Here is a 14,978-nt window from a genome sequence, read left to right on the forward strand (position 1 = left end):
GAAGTTGTGCTATGAGCACTATAGAAAAAATTGACGTCGTGATTATTGGGGCTGGGCCATCAGGTAGTTCTGCTGCTGCACTTCTTCGAAAAAAGGGCTATACCGTTACGGTCATTGAAAAACAGCATTTCCCTCGTTTTTCGATTGGTGAGTCATTGCTACCACAATCTATGGTATTTTTAGAAGAAGCTGGTTTATTAGAAACAGTCCGTGAACATGTTGAACAATACGCTTTTCAATTTAAAAATGGTGCGGCTTTTTTACGTGGCAAACAGCGTAGTTTTTATGACTTTACAGAAAAATTTACCGATGGTCCAGGCACAACTTGGCAAGTTCGCCGTGCAGATTTTGACGACTTATTAGCAAAACAGGCTCAAGCTTATGGTGCGGATATTCGCTTTGGGCATGAGGTTTTAGATGTTGATGTTGCATCTGAACAGCCTGTATTAACTGTATTAGATAAAGAACAACAACGTTATAAAATTCAAACTAAATTCTTGTTAGATGCGAGTGGCTTTGGACGAATTTTGCCAAAGTTACTAGATCTAGAAAGTCCATCAAATTTTCCGGTAAGACGTGCGCTGTTTACCCATATTGAAGACGGAATTACAGATGACCCAGAGTTTGATCGTAATAAAATTTTAATTACTGTCCATGAAAAAGATCATCGTGCATGGTATTGGCTGATTCCATTTGCAGATGGACGAGCTTCTTTTGGTGTTGTTGCAGAACAAGATTTTTTTGACAAATACATGGTCGAAAATGCTGAAGATAATGAACCTGAGGCAATGTTTAAGCGTATTTTGGCCGATGAACCAAGCTTGTCACATGTCTTGCGCCGTGCAAAGTTTGATACGCCAGTGCGGACCTTGGTGGGCTACTCAGCGAATGTAAAACATTTGGCAGGTCACAACTATGCGCTATTAGGTAATGCGGGTGAGTTTCTTGATCCAGTCTTTTCATCAGGTGTGACGATTGCTCTTAAATCTTCAAGTTTGGCGGTTCCTTTGGTTGAACGAGTTTTGCAAGGTCAGCAAGTCGACTGGTTAGAAGAATATGAAAAACCATTACGCCGTGGTATTCAGGTGTTTCGTGCCTATGTTGAATCATGGTACGAAGATGAGTTCCAAGATGTGGTGTTTTCGCAAAATCAGAATGAAGGCATTCGCCGTATGATTTCTTCATTATTGGCTGGTTATGCGTGGGATGAAAAAAACCCGATCCATAAAAATGCCAAACGTAGACTCAGCACTTTGGCAGAATATTGTCGTGAAGGCTTGGCGCAAGAACAGGTACTTGAGGGATAACCATGCAACGCAAATGGGCAACGATATTACTCAGTAGCTTGATATTTTTAAATGGTTGTCAAATCATGCCACATGCCAAAGGGCTACAAAGTCCACTATGGCAGGCTCAGACTTATCAAAGACAAGATCAGGTTGAGGTCCAGTGGAAGCAGCAAAGTTTTAGCTTCTTGTTATATCAACAGCAAAAGGGCGCTGTACTGGATATGGTCGCTTTAAGCCTGACAGGCCAGCAATTATTTAAGTTACAGTTTGATGGGCACCGAGTTCATGTTGAACAACGCATTGATCAGATGCGTTTATTGCCTTTTGAGTTTGTGGTACGTGATCTTTTGTTTGCGACATACCCTCAGTTTTCGCATTTAGGGCAACAAGCTGTAGAGATGAAACAACAAGCAGATAAGCAAGTTGTTTATATTGAAAAGCAGCCTGTGTTACAGCTTAAACAGGGACAAGGAAGTATTGAATTGATTAATGAACAAGTCCCTTATACCATGATGCTGAGTTCGATTGAGAACACCTTGCAGACAGAAGAAAGTCCTACGCCATGAAACATTTACCTTCAGAAAATGCAGCTCCAATGGCAGTAGGCATACAATTTAGTGTTGGTTTATCTGCATTAGGCTGCGAACTTAATCAAATTAAACAGGCATTACAACAGCCGCAGCAAACCTTGAGTTTGCGAGATGATTTAATCGCTGATCGTGATGTTTGGGTGGGGCAATATACGCATCCATTATGTTCGAGCGTACCTGATGCTATGCGGTCTGTAGATTCACGTAATCTACGTTTTGCCTTAACTGCATTATCTAAAATCGAAACAGAGTTAAAAGCTTATACTGCTTCCTTTGAAAATAAACGTTTAGCCATTGTGGTAGGCACCTCTACTTCTGGTATTGCAGATAATGAATTATTACTTAAGCAATATTTTCAAGGGCAAACAGATCTATCGATATCACACTATCCTCAAGAAATGAGCTGTTTAGCGAAAGCATTACAGCAGTACTTAGGATGGGAAGGGCCTGCATATACGATTTCAACAGCTTGTTCTTCAAGCGCTAAAGCATTAGCCGCAGGGCAGAGATTACTTCACGCAGACTTAGCAGATGTTGTGCTGGTGGGTGGCGTCGATACCTTGTGCAAATTGACTCTAAATGGATTTAATAGTCTAGAAAGTTTATCTGCACATATTTGCCAACCCTGCGGCATAAGCCGTGATGGTATTAATATTGGTGAAGCCGCTGCGTTTTTTGTACTAAGTAAAGAACAAGCACCTGTCATGTTAATGGGGGCGGGTGAGACCATGGATGCATGGCATATTTCGGCTCCACATCCGGAAGGTAAAGGTGCCGCTTTAGCCATGCAACGTGCACTAGATATGGCACATATTTCAGCTCAAGAGGTGGGTTATATCAACTTGCATGGAACCGCAACTCCACAAAATGATGCAATGGAAATTAAGGCTGTAAGACAAGTTTTTGGTGTTTACCAAGTTGCTTTAAGTAGTACAAAACATAAAACTGGACATTGTCTCGGTGCAGCGGGTGCCATAGAAGCTTTTATTTGTGAGCAAGTTTTAAAAGATCAAAGCTGGTTGCCTTTACATCAAAATGTTGAGATTGATCCAGATTTGGTCGACCAAAACTATGTGCAAGAAGCCGAGTTAACACAGCCCATTCGTTATGTCATGAGTAATTCTTTCGCTTTTGGGGGAAGTAATATTAGTCTTGTTTTTGGAGTGAAGCCCTAATGAAACTGGATGCAATTCAATATATTCCTCATGAGCAACCGATGGTATTTATTGACCATTTAACAGAGGTTGCAGAAGGGCGGGCACAAGCAGAACTCACGATTACACCAGAGCTCATGTTTTGTGAAGCGGAAGGATTGCCGACATGGGCAAGCATTGAAATTATGGCACAAACAATTAGTGCTTATTCAGGCTGGCAAGGTCAGCAGTCAAAACAAGCACCAAAAGTCGGTTTTTTATTGGGAACACGTAAATTAAATTTACCCATCCCTTATTTCTCCTTAGGTTCACAATTGATCATCCAAATAGAGCAACAATATTTTCATGAAGGACTTGGGCAATTTTCCTGTGAAATTCAATATGCTGAGCACTGCATTCAGGCAACGTTAAGTGTATTTGAACCAACAGAATCACCATTTGAATAACCACAAAGAATTAGGAATACATTGTGACAAGACGAATTTTAGTAACGGGTTCAAGTCGAGGAATTGGGAAAGCGATTGCATTACAGCTGGCAAAGGCTGGTTTTGATGTAACTGTGCACGCGCGTTCACGTCAGGCAGAGGCTGAGCAAGTCGTACAAGAGATTCAAGCATTAGGACAAAATAGCCATTATCTAATGTTTGATGTAAATGAACGCCAGACGGTTCAACAGATTTTAGAGCAAGATGTAGAGCAGCATGGCGGATTCTATGGGGTTGTATTGAATGCAGGTCTTACTCATGATGGGGCCTTTCCTGCGTTAACAGATCAAGATTGGGATGAAGTGATTTCGACCTCTTTAGATGGTTTCTATAATGTTTTAAAACCACTCATCATGCCAATGATTCACTTACGCAAAGGTGGCCGTATTGTCACTTTATCTTCTGTGTCTGGAATTATGGGTAACCGTGGTCAGGTTAACTATAGTGCTGCAAAAGCAGGTCTGATTGGTGCGACCAAAGCCTTAGCACTCGAATTGGCGAAGCGAAAAATTACTGTGAACTGTGTAGCTCCTGGACTGATCGAAACCGAAATGGTGACAGATGAAGTCAAAGAACATGCGCTTAAAATGATTCCGCTGCAACGCATGGGACAGGTTGATGAAGTGGCGAGCGTAGTGAAATTCTTGTGTTCAGATGAAGCTTCATATGTAACTCGACAGGTGATCTCTGTGAATGGAGGACTCATCTGATGAAACGTGTAGTTGTGACAGGAATGGCAGGAATTACCTCTTTAGGTGAAACTGCCGATGACATCTTTGCGCGATTTGAAGCCGGCAAAAGCGGTATACGTTACATGCCGGAGTGGGAGCAATATGTTGACCTTCGGACCAAGCTTGCTGGGCCTGTTGAAACATTTCATATTCCAAAACATTTTAACCGTAAGGTTACCCGTGGTATGGGGCGTGTAGCACTCATGTCTGTGGTTTGTGCCGAAACTGCGTTACAAAATGCTGGTTTGCTTGGACATGAAATTTTATCTAGTGGCGAAGCGGGTGTTGCCTTTGGGTCTTCTGCGGGTAGCGTAGATGCCGTGGGTGAGTTTGCAAGCATGTTGCTTCACCAGAGCATGAGTAAGATTAATGCAACCACTTATATTCGCATGATGGCCCACACCAGTGCGGTGAACATGACCGTATATTTTGGCCTAAAAGGATTAACTTTACCTACCTCAAGCGCGTGTACCTCTGGTTCCATGGCAATTGGGCAAGCGTATGAAGCAATCAAATATGGTAAGCAACAGGTCATGATTGCGGGTGGTGCAGAGGAACTCAGTGCGGCAGGTGCGGCAGTTTTTGATGTATTGTTCGCGACCAGTGGAATGAATGATCAACCTGAAAAAACACCACGACCATTTGATGCTAAACGAGATGGATTGGTGATTGGTGAAGGCGCAGGCTGTTTAATTCTGGAAGAATATGAACATGCCAAAGCACGAGGTGCCCATATTTATGCAGAAGTGATTGGCTATGGTAGTAATACCGATGGTCAACATGTAACTCGTCCTGAATCAGAAATGATGGGGCGCTGTATGGAGTTAGCGCTTAAAGATGCATCTGTAGAAGCTAAAGACATTGCCTACGTAAATGCACATGGTACTTCAACAGATCAGGGGGATGTGGCGGAGAGCCAAGCCACTGCAAAAGTTTTAGGCTATAAACCAATTAGCTCTTTAAAGAGTTATTTTGGACATACGCTGGGGGCGTGTGGGGCTATTGAAGCTTGGTTAAGCATCGAAATGATGAATCGTGGCCGTTTTATTCCAACTTTAAATCTAGATGAAATCGACTCACTATGTGGTGAACTAGATTATATCGTTCAGCAGCCGAGAAATTTGGATGCTGACATTATTATGAGCAATAACTTTGCTTTTGGCGGAATTAATACTTCGCTTATTTTTAAACGTGTTAAACAATAAGGAACACAACAATGTTAAATAAAAAACTTTTATTTGTAGCAATGCTAAGTGCGGGTTTTACTGCCACTGTTCAGGCTGGAGATGAAGTACATCAGTTAAATTTTAAAGAAGCTGTAGACCGTGCAGTTGCAGATGGGACTTTAGATGGTTCAGTAAAGTTTTATTTAAAGGGTACAAAGTCTGGCGGTAAAATCATTCAAAAAGATGCGGTAACCAATAAAAAGACCAATGGTTTTGGTAAGTCAGCAGCAACTTCTTGTGACTGGGTTTTACGTTCAGCACTGATCCAAATGCAAAACAATGCTAAAGCACAAGGGGCAAACGCCGTTACCAATATTGTGAGCTATTTTAAAGCCAATGAAACAACGAGTACGACCACTTACGATTGCTATAAAGGCGCCATGATGGCGGGTGTGGCATTAAAAGGCGACGTGGTTAAATTTTAATTAATTTTAAATAAGGTCGAGATAATGTCTAAGCGCAAAATTGAAGTCTATACACAGGCATTATCTCAGCTTCTTTTAAAGTCTAAACAAGATTTTCCAGACTTCCGTTCATTTAATCATTATAAAAAACAACAAATACAGAGTGTCAGAAATCGACTGATTGCAGAGAAACTACAATTCAATTCAACGGAATTGGAGTTTGCCAAGCATGAACATGGTAAACCTTATTTATTGAATCACACTTTGCATTTTAATCACTCACATAGCCAACAATACTACGCTTTAGCCATGAGCGAACATGTTAAAGATATTGGCGTAGATGTTGAAGAGCTTGATCGTAAAGTACGTCTGGATAGTCTGGCACAACATGCTTTTCATCCTGATGAATATGCAACGTGGCAAAGTCTAGAACAAGATAGGGAATATTGGTTTAAAGTCTGGACGACTAAAGAAGCTGTTTTAAAAGCATCGGGTCTTGGTATACGTTTAGATTTAAATACCTTAAACACCCAAGCACATCCTACAAATCATGGCGGATTATGTTCGCATGAGCTCATTGGGACATTTGCCTACCAAAACTTTGTGTTAGGTAATATGATCTTAACAGTCGCATGGCGTTCAGAACAATCATGCCGTGGATTCCAGTTTCCTTCTATTCAGATTCATTCACTTGACCGTTAAATCTAAATTACTCTCATAAAAAAAACCGCGAATTACGCGGTTTTTTGAGTTTAGGGTAAGCTATAAAATTAAGCTTGACCTTCAACAGCAGCAGCTTGAGCACGTTGCATGTTTGCTTCGAACTCTGCATCAAAGTTGATTGGAGTAAGAAGTAACTGTGGGAAGCTACCTTTTGTTACTAGGTCGTTTACCGCTTCACGTAAGAACGGAAACAAAATGTTCGGGCAGTATGCACCCAAAATGTAAGGTAAACGGTCTTCTTCGATATTATCGATTAAGAAAATACCAGATTGAGTTACATCTACGATGAACGCTGTTTCATTGTCGTTATTGGCTTGAACCACAACTTTTAAAGATACTTCAAAGTGAGTTGGGTCAATCTTTTCAGCAGCTGAAGAAAGATTGATGTTAAGTTCAGGTTGCCATTGTTTAGTGAAAACTTGTGCCCCTGGAACCTCAAAAGAAATATCTTTTGTATAAATACGCTCTAAAGCTAATTGTGGTTGAACTTGTTGTTCTTCGCTCATTGTTTTTTCCTTAATATGGATGCGATGTTAAGCCAATAATTCGTCGAGTTTACCTTCACGCTCTAAAGCATAAAGTTGGTCAAAACCACCGATAAACTGATCATTAATAAAAATTTGTGGAACAGTGCGATGATTTGTACGTTGCATTAATTCAGCACGTACTTCTGGCGCTTCAACAGAAAGATTTACTTCTTTGTAAGCAACACCTTTACGCTCAAGTAATTGTTTAGCGCGAACGCAGTACGGGCATACAGAAGTTGAGTAAACAATGACATTTGCTGCCATAACAATTCTCCTTAAGCTTTTGGTTTGCTTTTAACGAGAGGTAAGCCTTGAGCTTTCCAGTTACTGATACCACCATCAAGGCGATAGCTGTCATGGTGAGCGACTTTCTGTAAAGCGCTACCAGCAACTTGCCCTAGGTTGCAAATAAATACCAATGGACGGTCACTTGCTTTTAATTCATCAGCATGACTTGCAATTTGGCTATAAGGAATATTGCGGCTACCACTAATGTGACCTTCGCGGAAGTCTTTGCTATCGCGTAAGTCAATCAAAAGGGCATTTTTCGCTTTCACTAAAATACCAAGCGACTGTGGAGAAATTTTACGACCGTTACGTTGACCTTCAAAAATGAAGAACAATACGATCAAGACTCCGAGTGTACCAAACAAAATGGGGTGATTCCCCATAAACTCTAACCAGCGTTCCACAAGTCACCTAAAAAAATTAAAAACAAAATTGACCTAGAGTATAGCGTATATAGATGGTGATCAAAATCACCACTTCAAGGGCAAATGGGGTAGAAAATTAGTTTTTTTGCTGCGCTTCTTGAATCTCATCGATTAAACGTAAAAAGCTGTCTAGGCGGCGTGGTAAAATTTCACCTGCTTCAACAGCTTGTTTTAAGCCACAGTTCTTTTCATGAGTATGAGTGCAATTACGGAACTGACACGAACCTAAATGTGCTTCGATTTCAGGGAAGCCCATACGAATTTTATCTAAATCGAGATGCCAAAGCCCAAACTCGCGAATTCCCGGTGAATCAATCAAGGCGCCATTTCTACCAAAGTTGATTAAACGAGTAGAAGTCGTGGTGTGCTGTCCAAGTGCTGAGTTTTCAGAAATGATATTGGTTTTTTGTTCAGCATCTGGAATGAGCACATTAATAAGTGAGCTTTTCCCAACTCCTGACTGACCTACAAAAGCTACTGTCTCGCCATCAAGACGCTGGGACAATGCTGAGATGTCACCTTTAGAATGACAAATCATGACTTCATAGCCTAAATTTTCATACTCTTTGAGCATGTCGAGAATCGGATCATTTTCAGTGAGTAAATCTGATTTATTAAGCACTAAAAGAGCCGGAATATTCGCATCTGCACATGCCACTAAGTAGCGGTCAATCAAAGTAGGTGCCGGTTCTGGCAGTGGGGCAAAAACAATAACGATTAAGCTGATATTCGCAGCTACAGGTTTTACTTTGTGATAGCGATCCGGGCGTGTAAGTAATGAAGTACGTGGATGAATTGCGGTAATAATCCCTAAACCTGTATTAGGGTCAGCTTGCCACTTCACTCGGTCACCAGTGACCAGTAATTCAAGGTTTGTACGGGTGTGACAGCGCCAAACGCTATTTAATTCAATGGGTTTCCAAAACGGTTCTGGTTCGCCTTCGGCGACTTGCGGTTTTTCTGGGTGATGATCGGGTACAGAAAGTGCCTGTACTTCAAGTTGACGTCCATAGTGCTGTACAACCAGCCCATCTAGATCTTGTGAAGTATCGACTTCTTCTTGGCGAGTTTTATGCTGTTTTTCAATACGACGTTGCTGTTGCTCAGTTAAACGACGCTTACGAATTAGAGCCATTCATATCCCAAAAAAACCATTGTTTGAAGACCGCAAAAATAGCACGAAGCTGGTATGGAATTACAGCGCAGAAGCAAGAAATTTGCTACTATTGATGTTTTTACGGCACTTTAGAACGTACATTCATGAGCAGTACTTTAAATACACGATTAATTTGGATTGATCTGGAAATGACAGGTTTAGATACCGACAACGACCAGATTATTGAAATTGCAACAATTATTACAGATGATCATTTAAATGTACTTGCCGAAGGTCCGGTTTTGGCTATTCATCAACCTGATCGTATTTTAAATGCAATGGATGAGTGGAATACGCGTCAGCACGGCCAGTCAGGTTTAATTGAACGAGTTCGTCGTAGTAAATTGACAGCTCGTGATGCTGAGTTACAGACTTTAGAATTTCTAAAAAAATGGGTAAATCCAAAAGTTTCACCAATGTGTGGTAACTCGATTTGTCAGGATCGCCGTTTCTTACATCGTCTTATGCCTGAACTAGAACAGTATTTCCACTATCGTAATCTTGACGTATCTACAGTAAAAGAACTCTCAAAACGCTGGCGTCCTGAAATTATGAGTGGTCTGAAAAAAAATGCATCACATTTGGCGATGGATGACATTCGTGATTCTATTTCTGAGCTTAAGTATTACCGCGAATACTTCTTCATTATGAATACTGACGGTAAAGATTGATTAGGTTATTCAAGTAAGAAGAAAAGGGGGCGAAAGCTCCCTTTTTTATTGTTTAAAGGACATTGTTACAATAATGCCAAGTGGGAATTTGGCTTTCATATTCATTTTGCTTAAAATGATGTTTTAAGTTTATTTATTATAAAAAGAGAGCATTTATGCAAAGTAATAACCCGATACTGACACGCGTTGAAACGGTCAGTGACTATAGTCAACCGATGACCGTGCAAGGTGCGATTCAAAAATCTGTGATGTTGACCATCATTGCAGCCGCAGTGGGTGTCGCTTTATTTTTCTATGCAGCCTTTACTGCAAATGTTGGTATTGCTTATGCGGCTTCAATTGTGGGTGCAATTGGCGGCTTGGTTTTAGCTTTAATTACGACTTTTAAACCAACAACTGCTCCAACTTTGGCAATTCCTTATGCTTTATTTGAAGGGGCTTTCTTAGGTGGTATTTCTTTTACTTTCCAGTTGAAATATCCGGGCGTTCCTCTTCAAGCTTTATTGGCAACTTTCGTCACGACTTTGGTGATGTTTGGTCTATATAAGTTTCAAATCATACGCGCAACTGAAAAGTTCAAATCAGTTGTGATCTCTGCATCTCTGGCGATCTTTATTGTATTTATCGTGCAGATGGTGATGCGTTTAGCGTTTGGCTCAAGCATTCCTTATATTTTTGAAAGCAACTGGTTAGGTATTGGTTTTGCTGCTTTTGTTGCAGTGATTGCTTCACTGAACCTAATTTTAGATTTTGATTTGATCGAAACTAATGCAGCATATCGTGCACCAAAATTCATGGAATGGTTGTGTGGTATTGCCTTACTTGCAACTTTAGTATGGATGTATATCTCTTTCTTACGTTTACTTGGCTTATTGTCTGACGACTAGAAATGAGTTGGTAAAAAGTCGCTCCTAAATCGGAGCGATTTTTTTTCGTGCGATTTTTGAAAAAAGATGCATTATGCAATTTCGAAAAACGTTGAATATTGGCATTATGCTGAAAATTGTTTTGAGTGAGATCGGCATGACACAAGGACTTTTAGCAGGTAAACGCTTTTTGATTGCAGGCGTTGCTAGTAAATTATCAATTGCTTATGGTATTGCACAAGCATTACACCGTGAAGGTGCTGAGCTTGCATTTACTTATCCAAACGAAAAATTAAAAAAACGTGTAGATGAGTTTGCTGAGCAATTCGGTTCTAAGCTTGTGTTTCCATGTGATGTTGCCGTTGATGCTGAAATTGATAATGCATTTGCGGAACTTGCAAAACATTGGGACGGCGTAGACGGTGTTGTGCACTCAATCGGCTTTGCACCTGCACACACGCTTGACGGTGACTTTACTGACGTGACTGACCGTGACGGTTTTAAAATTGCTCATGACATTAGCGCATACAGCTTTGTTGCAATGGCACGTGCTGCAAAACCTTTATTACAAGCTCGCCAAGGTTGTTTATTAACTTTGACTTACCAAGGTTCTGAGCGCGTTATGCCTAACTACAACGTAATGGGTATGGCAAAAGCATCTTTAGAAGCTGGCGTTCGTTACTTGGCATCAAGTTTGGGTGTTGACGGTATCCGTGTAAACGCAATTTCTGCGGGTCCAATTCGTACTTTGGCTGCTTCTGGTATTAAATCTTTCCGTAAAATGCTAGATGCTAACGAAAAAGTTGCGCCATTAAAACGTAACGTAACCATTGAAGAAGTGGGTAATGCAGCGTTATTCCTATGCTCACCTTGGGCTTCAGGTATTACTGGTGAAATCCTATATGTAGATGCTGGTTTCAATACTGTAGGTATGAGCCAATCTATGATGGATGATGAATAAGTCTTAAGATTTATTCAGACATAAAAAAAGCCGTAGTTGAAGGACTACGGCTTTTTTACTGGGCGCAAGTTATTGCGGCAGTTCTTTTACAGGTGAACCGCCTAATGCCTGCATAAGGGTAACATAAGCGTTGTATTGGCTTTGTTTGGTTTCAACAAGACTCAAGCGCGCAGTACGTGTAGTTTGCTGTGCATCAAGAAGTGTTTTTAACGCAACAGCGCCATAACGGTAGCGGACTTCAGTTAAACGTTCAGTTTTTTCTGCAAGTTCGACATTACGCTCTTGTAACGCTACTTGTTTGTCGAGTTCTGTGCGGCTTGATAACGCGTTTTCTACATCAGCAAAAGCCTGATAAAGCGTTTGGCGATATTGAATAATCGCTTTTTCATAATCTAGGTTGCTAATCGCGATATCTTTTTTCATATCGTTATATTGCAAAAACGGTAGGCTTAAACTCGCTCCAAGCGTAAGGGCAGGGTTACGTAATAACTCCGTTAACGATGTGCTGCTTGAACCTAAACTACTGGTTAAGCTAATTGACGGGTAGTAGCTTGCTTTAGTTGCATCTTTAGTTGCTAGTGCTTTTCTCAAGCGAAGCTCAGCTGCTTGCAAGTCTGGGCGACGTGACAAAATATCCGCTGGTAAACCCGCACCAATAGCAGGCAGCGCTGTACGTGGTAAACGCTGTGGCTCTTGAATATTGAGTTGCTGTACTGGCTCATGCAATAACACAGCAATGGCTGTACGCGTTTCAACAAGCTGTTGCTCAATCTGGCTTAAACTTGCTTTTTGGCTTTGAACAGACTGCTCGGCTTGCGTAAGGTCTAAGCCTGAAACTGCACCTGCTTTATACTGAGTTTGAACCAATTGATAAAGCTTTTGCGAAGTGGCTAAGCTTTGCTGCGCAGTTGCATAACGTTCATTTAAATAGCCGAGTTGCCAGTAGAGTTTCGCAGTAGTGGCAATCAGACTTTGACCAGTAGCTTGAAGATCTTGTTCGGTTGCTAAGGCTTCCCATTTACTTGCTTCAGTTTGACGAGCAAGCTTGCCAAACAAATCAAGTTCATAGCTCACCCCAGCACTCATTGATAAACCTTTCGCGCTGTCATCTCCCGAATTTAAGTCGAAAGAATGTCCTGTAGAAACACTAGAGTTGGTCCGTAAGCCTTGTTTATTCGCGGTTAAATCAGCTTGCAAGCGTGCTTGCTTGAGTGTGATTCCCGCAACAGCCAAATCACTATTGCGCTCTAAAACATTAGTTACGAGTTGGTTGAGCTGTGCATCTCCAAACAATGTCCACCAACGGTCAGAATATTGCTCAACCGATGCTGTTTTAGCTTTAGCCTTATCGTACTGAAAACTACCCGGAACTTGTACAGCTGGTGCTTGGTAAGGTGTTTTTACTACAGCGGCACATCCCACAAGAGAACTAGTGAGGAGAAGTGCTGCGCTAAGTTTAGTCATAGAAAAAGACATGCAGTTTTCCTTATTCTCGTGATAGTGCTGCAACAGGGTCAAGTTTTGCTGCATTCTTGGCAGGTAAGAAGCCGAATACGACACCAATCAATGTTGAACACACAAACGCAGCAACAATTGACGTGGTTGAATAGGCGACAGCAAAGTTGCCACCGGCAAACTTATTAATCAGTTGTCCTAAGCCAAGTGATAGCAGTACGCCAAGTACACCACCAATCAAACATACTAAAATTGCTTCAATCAGGAACTGCTGCAAAATATCACTTTGTCGAGCACCCACAGCCATACGCACACCAATTTCTTGCGTACGTTCAGTCACCGAAACCAGCATAATATTCATTACACCGATACCACCAACTACCAGAGAAATTACAGCAATTGCTGATACTAAGAGGGTCATAGTACTTGTGGTTTTCTCAATGGTTTGTCGGATACTGTCACTGTTCATGGTGAAAATATCTTGGGCACCGTGGCGTTGGGTTAATAAGTTAACGATGGCGTTTTCAGCAGCACTGGTCGAGTATTTATCATTAATACGTACGATAATATTACGGACATGCGCTTGCCCTAACATACGGCTCATGACCGTGGTATAAGGCATATATACATTCAGCGTGTCATCCGAACCCATTCCGCTGGTCTGAGGTTCTACAATGCCGATAATACGAGCTGGCACGCTACCCAGTAACACGACTTGCCCGATTGGGTTAGTACCATCGCTAAAGAATTGTTTTTGCGTATTGGTATCAATGACTACATCTTGCGAACGGTCGCGGACACTTCGTTGATCAAAGGTTTGGCCGTCTTTAAAAACTAGACCTTTTACATCGAAATAATCGTTACTTACACCGTTAATAGTCGCATTTGCTTCATTTTGTTGATAACGCATGGTCTTGGATGTACTGACCATCGGGCTGACTGCACTGACATAAGGTTGTGTCATTAATGCATCGGCGTCGGCAGGAACCAGCGTTTTAAAATTGGCTGTCTTGGAGTTATCACCAAAACCACGACCTTGGAATACCGTAATTGTGTTGGTGCCTAAACTGCTAATGTTGCTCAAAATCTGTTGTTGAGAGCCATTACCCAGTGCGACCACCGTTACGACAGAGGCAATACCAATAATGATCCCCAGCATAGTTAAAAAAGTACGCATGCGGTGGGCATTCATGGACAGTAAAGCCATTTGAAAGGCTTCGGATAAGCGATCTAGGGTTGAACGCCAAGCCGAAATACTTTTGCCTTTTTTCTGCTTATTTTGTAAAGCAGGTGCTGCATCTGGATCAGATTTAACTTCTTCTAAAGATTGGTCTGGAACATTAGGACGGTCACTAATAATTTCCCCATCACTAATTTCGATAATGCGCGTTGCATTCTTTGCAACTTGCATATCGTGCGTTACCAAAATAATCGTATGGCCAGCCGCGTTGAGTTCACGCAAAATTCGCATCACTTCAACGCCGCTATGTGAATCGAGTGCCCCTGTTGGTTCGTCGGCCAAGATCACATCGCCGCCATTCATTAAGGCACGTGCAATTGATACACGTTGCTGTTGACCACCTGAAAGCTGGCTTGGTCGGTTTTGCGTTTTAGTACCTAAACCTAACTCCGTGAGCAGGGCAGTAGCTCGCTGTTTACGGTCTGCTGGAGTAACACCAGCATAAACAGCTGGAACCTCAACGTTACCTTCAGCTGATAAGTCACCCAGTAAATGATAGCGCTGGAAAATAAAACCAAAATATTCACGGCGTAACTGCGCTAACTGGTCGGGCTCTAGCTTACCGGTTTCTTGACCATTAACCTTATAACTACCACTTGTTGGGCGGTCCAGACAGCCCAAAATATTCATGAGCGTTGATTTACCAGAGCCGGACTGGCCAACAATAGCAACCAGCTCACCCTCATAAATGGTCAGGTCAATGCCTTTTAAAATTTGAATCGTGCTTTCGCCAGCAGGGAATTCCCGGACCAGATTGCTGACTTCAAGCAAAGCTTGTTTTGTCATG

At 41.6% G+C, this 14,978-nt stretch carries 17 protein-coding genes; 11 read left to right on the forward strand and 6 right to left on the reverse strand.

Annotated features, from left to right (window positions below; translation table 11 throughout):
- The first annotated feature begins 11 nt into the window (after window positions 1-11).
- From EG365_RS10915 to EG365_RS10950, 8 genes are read left to right on the forward strand one after another with little or no spacing between them, the layout of a single operon-like run.
- Window positions 12-1,307, forward strand: a complete 1,296-nt coding sequence (locus EG365_RS10915) for an NAD(P)/FAD-dependent oxidoreductase (RefSeq protein WP_000103766.1) — start codon at window positions 12-14, stop codon at window positions 1,305-1,307.
- Window positions 1,308-1,309: 2 nt separating this feature from the next.
- On the forward strand, window positions 1,310-1,855 hold the full coding sequence (locus EG365_RS10920; RefSeq protein WP_001189187.1) for a DUF3261 domain-containing protein: 546 nt from the start codon (window positions 1,310-1,312) through the stop codon (window positions 1,853-1,855).
- Window positions 1,852-3,054, forward strand: coding sequence for a beta-ketoacyl-[acyl-carrier-protein] synthase family protein (locus tag EG365_RS10925; protein WP_000681797.1), 1,203 nt, complete (start codon window positions 1,852-1,854; stop codon window positions 3,052-3,054). The genes EG365_RS10920 and EG365_RS10925 overlap by 4 nt, the downstream gene beginning before the upstream one ends.
- The gene (locus EG365_RS10930) at window positions 3,054-3,479 is read left to right on the forward strand and encodes a 3-hydroxylacyl-ACP dehydratase (RefSeq protein WP_000762338.1); all 426 of its coding nucleotides are present in this window, start codon (window positions 3,054-3,056) and stop codon (window positions 3,477-3,479) included. The genes EG365_RS10925 and EG365_RS10930 overlap by 1 nt, the downstream gene beginning before the upstream one ends.
- Window positions 3,480-3,502: 23 nt before the next feature.
- Window positions 3,503-4,228: a 3-ketoacyl-ACP reductase FabG2 gene (locus tag EG365_RS10935; protein ID WP_000198397.1), complete on the forward strand. Its 726-nt coding sequence runs from the start codon at window positions 3,503-3,505 to the stop codon at window positions 4,226-4,228.
- On the forward strand, window positions 4,228-5,454 hold the full coding sequence (locus tag EG365_RS10940; protein ID WP_000832751.1) for a beta-ketoacyl-ACP synthase: 1,227 nt from the start codon (window positions 4,228-4,230) through the stop codon (window positions 5,452-5,454). Before EG365_RS10935 ends, EG365_RS10940 begins: the two co-directional genes overlap by 1 nt.
- An 11-nt stretch (window positions 5,455-5,465) precedes the next feature.
- Window positions 5,466-5,900: a hypothetical protein gene (locus tag EG365_RS10945; protein ID WP_000932716.1), complete on the forward strand. Its 435-nt coding sequence runs from the start codon at window positions 5,466-5,468 to the stop codon at window positions 5,898-5,900.
- Between the two features lie 24 nt (window positions 5,901-5,924).
- A complete protein-coding gene (locus EG365_RS10950; RefSeq protein ID WP_000044274.1) occupies window positions 5,925-6,581 on the forward strand; it encodes a 4'-phosphopantetheinyl transferase family protein in 657 nt (218 codons plus the stop codon).
- A gap of 68 nt (window positions 6,582-6,649) precedes the next feature.
- Here the strand turns inward: EG365_RS10950 and secB are convergent, their stop codons facing one another.
- The 4 genes from secB to rsgA all read right to left on the reverse strand — a co-directional run bounded on the left by secB (window position 6,650) and on the right by rsgA (window position 8,977).
- On the reverse strand, window positions 6,650-7,108 hold the full coding sequence (gene secB, locus EG365_RS10955) for a protein-export chaperone SecB (protein ID WP_001288260.1): 459 nt from the start codon (window positions 7,106-7,108) through the stop codon (window positions 6,650-6,652).
- A 27-nt stretch (window positions 7,109-7,135) separates the two neighbouring features.
- On the reverse strand, window positions 7,136-7,393 hold the full coding sequence (grxC, locus tag EG365_RS10960) for a glutaredoxin 3 (RefSeq protein ID WP_000729828.1): 258 nt from the start codon (window positions 7,391-7,393) through the stop codon (window positions 7,136-7,138).
- 11 nt (window positions 7,394-7,404) lie between these two features.
- Window positions 7,405-7,821: a rhodanese-like domain-containing protein gene (locus tag EG365_RS10965; RefSeq protein WP_000443006.1), complete on the reverse strand. Its 417-nt coding sequence runs from the start codon at window positions 7,819-7,821 to the stop codon at window positions 7,405-7,407.
- Between the two features lie 97 nt (window positions 7,822-7,918).
- Window positions 7,919-8,977 carry a ribosome small subunit-dependent GTPase A gene (rsgA, locus tag EG365_RS10970; RefSeq protein WP_001174001.1) on the reverse strand — a complete coding sequence of 353 codons (1,059 nt, stop codon included), beginning with the start codon at window positions 8,975-8,977 and terminating at the stop codon, window positions 7,919-7,921.
- A gap of 125 nt (window positions 8,978-9,102) precedes the next feature.
- On the opposite strand from rsgA, the gene orn reads away from it, so the two are divergent.
- The 3 genes from orn (at window position 9,103) to EG365_RS10985 (ending at window position 11,496) form a co-directional block, all read left to right on the forward strand.
- On the forward strand, window positions 9,103-9,669 hold the full coding sequence (gene orn / locus EG365_RS10975; protein ID WP_000099436.1) for an oligoribonuclease: 567 nt from the start codon (window positions 9,103-9,105) through the stop codon (window positions 9,667-9,669).
- 155 nt (window positions 9,670-9,824) lie between these two features.
- Window positions 9,825-10,556, forward strand: a complete 732-nt coding sequence (locus EG365_RS10980; protein WP_001191562.1) for a Bax inhibitor-1/YccA family membrane protein — start codon at window positions 9,825-9,827, stop codon at window positions 10,554-10,556.
- Window positions 10,557-10,692: 136 nt separating this feature from the next.
- The gene (locus EG365_RS10985) at window positions 10,693-11,496 is read left to right on the forward strand and encodes an enoyl-ACP reductase FabI (protein ID WP_002027450.1); all 804 of its coding nucleotides are present in this window, start codon (window positions 10,693-10,695) and stop codon (window positions 11,494-11,496) included.
- A gap of 69 nt (window positions 11,497-11,565) precedes the next feature.
- On the opposite strand, the gene EG365_RS10990 is transcribed toward EG365_RS10985, so the two are convergent.
- Window positions 11,566-12,960: an efflux transporter outer membrane subunit gene (locus EG365_RS10990; RefSeq protein ID WP_001988176.1), complete on the reverse strand. Its 1,395-nt coding sequence runs from the start codon at window positions 12,958-12,960 to the stop codon at window positions 11,566-11,568.
- A gap of 22 nt (window positions 12,961-12,982) precedes the next feature.
- Window positions 12,983-14,977 carry a MacB family efflux pump subunit gene (locus tag EG365_RS10995; protein ID WP_000165904.1) on the reverse strand — a complete coding sequence of 665 codons (1,995 nt, stop codon included), beginning with the start codon at window positions 14,975-14,977 and terminating at the stop codon, window positions 12,983-12,985.
- Window position 14,978 lies beyond the last annotated feature (1 nt).

This window comes from Acinetobacter sp. FDAARGOS_494 (assembly GCF_003812225.1).
Taxonomy (GTDB): Bacteria; Pseudomonadota; Gammaproteobacteria; order Pseudomonadales; family Moraxellaceae; genus Acinetobacter; species Acinetobacter baumannii.

Bases quoted from the DNA above. Each gene is read 5' to 3' on its own strand.
- orn (WP_000099436.1), top strand. From the start codon at position 9,103: ATGAGCAGTACTTTAAATACACGATTAATTTGGATTGATCTGGAAATG.
- EG365_RS10950 (WP_000044274.1), top strand. From the start codon at position 5,925: ATGTCTAAGCGCAAAATTGAAGTCTATACACAGGCATTATCTCAGCTT.
- EG365_RS10945 (WP_000932716.1), top strand. From the start codon at position 5,466: ATGTTAAATAAAAAACTTTTATTTGTAGCAATGCTAAGTGCGGGTTTT.
- EG365_RS10920 (WP_001189187.1), top strand. From the start codon at position 1,310: ATGCAACGCAAATGGGCAACGATATTACTCAGTAGCTTGATATTTTTA.
- secB (WP_001288260.1), bottom strand. From the start codon at position 7,108: ATGAGCGAAGAACAACAAGTTCAACCACAATTAGCTTTAGAGCGTATT.
- EG365_RS10985 (WP_002027450.1), top strand. From the start codon at position 10,693: ATGACACAAGGACTTTTAGCAGGTAAACGCTTTTTGATTGCAGGCGTT.
- grxC (WP_000729828.1), bottom strand. From the start codon at position 7,393: ATGGCAGCAAATGTCATTGTTTACTCAACTTCTGTATGCCCGTACTGC.
- EG365_RS10980 (WP_001191562.1), top strand. From the start codon at position 9,825: ATGCAAAGTAATAACCCGATACTGACACGCGTTGAAACGGTCAGTGAC.
- EG365_RS10995 (WP_000165904.1), bottom strand. From the start codon at position 14,977: ATGACAAAACAAGCTTTGCTTGAAGTCAGCAATCTGGTCCGGGAATTC.
- EG365_RS10940 (WP_000832751.1), top strand. From the start codon at position 4,228: ATGAAACGTGTAGTTGTGACAGGAATGGCAGGAATTACCTCTTTAGGT.
- rsgA (WP_001174001.1), bottom strand. From the start codon at position 8,977: ATGGCTCTAATTCGTAAGCGTCGTTTAACTGAGCAACAGCAACGTCGT.
- EG365_RS10925 (WP_000681797.1), top strand. From the start codon at position 1,852: ATGAAACATTTACCTTCAGAAAATGCAGCTCCAATGGCAGTAGGCATA.
- EG365_RS10990 (WP_001988176.1), bottom strand. From the start codon at position 12,960: ATGACTAAACTTAGCGCAGCACTTCTCCTCACTAGTTCTCTTGTGGGA.
- EG365_RS10930 (WP_000762338.1), top strand. From the start codon at position 3,054: ATGAAACTGGATGCAATTCAATATATTCCTCATGAGCAACCGATGGTA.
- EG365_RS10915 (WP_000103766.1), top strand. From the start codon at position 12: ATGAGCACTATAGAAAAAATTGACGTCGTGATTATTGGGGCTGGGCCA.